Annotated in this window: 4 protein-coding genes; 1 reads left to right on the forward strand and 3 read right to left on the reverse strand. The window is 45.6% G+C overall.

The window, feature by feature from the left end:
* Positions 1–147 precede the first annotated feature (147 nt).
* Complete coding sequence (locus KW93_RS00600; RefSeq protein ID WP_033541010.1) at positions 148–672, forward strand: AAA family ATPase; 525 nt, start codon at positions 148–150, stop codon at positions 670–672.
* Between the two features lie 260 nt (positions 673–932).
* On the opposite strand, the gene KW93_RS00605 is transcribed toward KW93_RS00600, so the two are convergent.
* Genes KW93_RS00605 through KW93_RS00615 form a run of 3 tightly spaced genes read right to left on the reverse strand, consistent with a single transcriptional unit; the run spans position 933 to position 2,578 of the window.
* Positions 933–1,286, reverse strand: coding sequence for a cupin (locus KW93_RS00605; protein ID WP_033541011.1), 354 nt, complete (start codon positions 1,284–1,286; stop codon positions 933–935).
* Between the two features lie 42 nt (positions 1,287–1,328).
* Complete coding sequence (locus KW93_RS00610) at positions 1,329–2,003, reverse strand: metallophosphoesterase family protein (protein WP_033541012.1); 675 nt, start codon at positions 2,001–2,003, stop codon at positions 1,329–1,331.
* Between the two features lie 41 nt (positions 2,004–2,044).
* On the reverse strand, positions 2,045–2,578 hold the full coding sequence (locus KW93_RS00615) for a GrpB family protein (RefSeq protein ID WP_033541013.1): 534 nt from the start codon (positions 2,576–2,578) through the stop codon (positions 2,045–2,047).
* Between the last annotated feature and the right edge of the window lie 167 nt (positions 2,579–2,745).

The following is a 2,745-nucleotide window of genomic DNA, read 5'->3' on the forward strand; positions in this document are numbered from 1 at the left end:
TTTTATGATCGGCAAAAGCTGTTTTATGCTCGACAAGTTGGTTTTCCCTGTGAGTGGAACCTCCTCACGCCTGCCTAGTATTTATATAGTAACTTTTCTTCGCATTAAGTATTATTAATACTAATACATCAGAAACGAGGTCATCCCATGTTCTTTATTCAAATGTCCGGCTTTCCAGGGTCCGGAAAATCAGCGCTTTCCCGAGAAATTGCCAAACAATGCTGGGCAGTTATCGTGGATCATGATGTCGTTAAGTCTTCTTTGATGAAATCAATCGAAGAAACTCCCATCGATCCAAAGCTTGCCGGCAAAATAGCCTACAATATCGACTGGTCACTTGTGGAATTCCACCTCTCCCAAGGAATGAATGTCATTTTGGACAGCCCCTGCCTGTATGAGGAACTTATTGAAAAAGGAATTGCTTTATGCGAAAAATTCTGCGCTACGTACAAGTATGTCGAGTGTTATCTCGATGATCGGGACGAAATCAACCGAAGACTGCAGCAACGTGAGAGAATGCTTAGCCAGATTTCCGCAGCTCCTTCGCCGGAGGCTTTCACATACACAATCGCTAACAGCAAAAAGCCTGTCGGGCATGAAATCCTGACTGTCAATACCAGCCAGCCTCTTGAAGCTTATTTGCCGGAAGTTATCGATTATGTAAATGCGTGATGGTGAAAAAAGACCTTTCTTCCATTAGACAGTAATGCCGGCAGTAAAACAGGTGAATTGGAGCAGGAAAGGGGCCCGCTTCAGCAGTGTTGAAAGTCTATGAGCGGTTTTTTGGGCTCTATGAGCACTCATTGGATTCTATGATCACTTATCAGATTCTATGAGCGAAATTCCATTTTCTATGATCACTCAGCCGTTTTTCGGCCAAAATAATGCCCACCTTCACTACTCACTTCACTTATTCATGAGTAGTGCAGCATCTATTGACTCCGCATAAATGCGGCCGGGTTCAATTCTTCACTTTCAATGACAATTGCAGTCATTCCGTTTTCCGTCCTGGTTTCGTGCCATTCGCCTTTTTTCCAAAACACTGCATCGCCAGCCCCGACGTAAAAATACTGATCTATTTCACCACGGACAGATCCTTCACCGTTTAAGACTAACAGGAGCTGAGGTGTTACCGCCTGATGGTACCCTACTACACCGTTTTCTTCTAAATGCATACAGCCAATATGCGTCGGTTTGTCCGTTTGAATAATGCGGGACATAATAAAATCAGAATCGAATTTTGAAACTTTTTTGCCGCTGTTTTTATTGAATTTATAGAACTCCATAGTTTCCCTCTTTCTGATTGGTTCGTAGGATTTGATTGCTGCTTACCTTTTCTTCACAAAATAACTCTTCCTGCCCGGCAACTCCAAACAATTCAGCTGACCGCCGTAAGCCGCGCCGCCGTCAATGCCGATGATGTTATTGTCACCAAAAAAGATAGCATGATTGTCCGTTCCGCGCAGCAGAAACGCGGGCGTGTGGCCAAAGACGACCGTTTTGTCGCCCGAATAAGCTTCATAGAATTCCTCGCGGATCCACATCAGCGTATAAGGGTCCGTCTGCTCCACCGGCGTACCAGGCTGGACACCCGCGTGTACAAAAATGTAGTCATCCGTTTCATGGAAATAATCCATTTGCCGAATAAATTCGACTTGATCCCGAAAGACGTCCGAATCAGGAAACGCCATACCTGCAATCCCTGGATCATAGCTTTTTAATGTAGGAATTGCGCCGTTTCTTGCCCATCTTTCCTTCGCGCCAGGTTCATCGTTCACCGCTGCCAGCATCATATTGTCGTGATTTCCCCGCAACACGATGGCGCCATGCTTTTTCAATTCGATGACCCGCTCCAGCACGCCTTTTGAATCCGGGCCGCGGTCCACGTAATCCCCCAGCAGAATCAGCTGATCTTCATTTGCGTTATATCCCGCTTCCCGCAGCAATTCCTCAAAAAGTTCAAGCTCTCCGTGAATATCACTGATTACCAAAGTTCTTTTCACGTTAATCCCTCCTTCAATCAGACTGGAATTCCATTCTTTATTTAAGATGAAAATCTCTTTGAATCGATGTCCCGGACGAATGCTTCTTTCGAATCCGTGTAAGCATTGATGCCGGTAGAGGCCGATTCCAAATATGCCACCTTAATCGCCAGATACTGTGTTCTCGCCGCTTCATCCGCATTCAAGTAATCCCTGAAAAAAATCAGCTTGTCCCACACCTCTTTCCGGTATTCGACCAAATGGATAAAATGGGTCTTCTCCTGATACGTGTCATCCGTAAATTTCGCCAGGACAATTTCCCCCGGCCGCTCCACTTTCAAACGCAGAAATCCTGCTTTTTGGAAGGCCTGCAGCAATTCCTTATCCACCTGACCCAAATCGTCGACTCCCACGGCAATATCGAGAATCGGCTTCGCGCTCATCCCCTTGATCGCTGTGCTGCCGATATGTTCAATGCGGTTTTCAGCGAGGTTCGTGTTTTCAACCAGCTCATTTTTCACGCGAATAAATTCTTCGTTCCACTCCTGTGTGTATTCCACTACTCTAACTTCGTCCTGTTTCAGTCCCAGCTTCATGAACTCCATCCTCCCTGTTATTCCTAAAATCAATCGGGTTCTTTAAAAAATGGCTGCGCTCTCTTCTTGCCAGTCCACTCATTATGTGTTTTCTCATTCTTAAGCTCATACCTTATCTTATCCCAAAGCCCTCTTTGGATGAAAAAGGCTTCGCGGACGCGAAGCCT

It is taken from the genome of Planococcus sp. CAU13 (assembly GCF_000775575.1).
Lineage (GTDB): Bacteria > Bacillota > Bacilli > Bacillales_A > Planococcaceae > Planococcus.

Coding starts and splice junctions, on each gene's coding strand:
- KW93_RS00600 (WP_033541010.1), top strand. CDS start 148: ATGTTCTTTATTCAAATGTCCGGCTTTCCAGGGTCCGGAAAATCAGCG.
- KW93_RS00605 (WP_033541011.1), bottom strand. CDS start 1,286: ATGGAGTTCTATAAATTCAATAAAAACAGCGGCAAAAAAGTTTCAAAA.
- KW93_RS00615 (WP_033541013.1), bottom strand. CDS start 2,578: ATGAAGCTGGGACTGAAACAGGACGAAGTTAGAGTAGTGGAATACACA.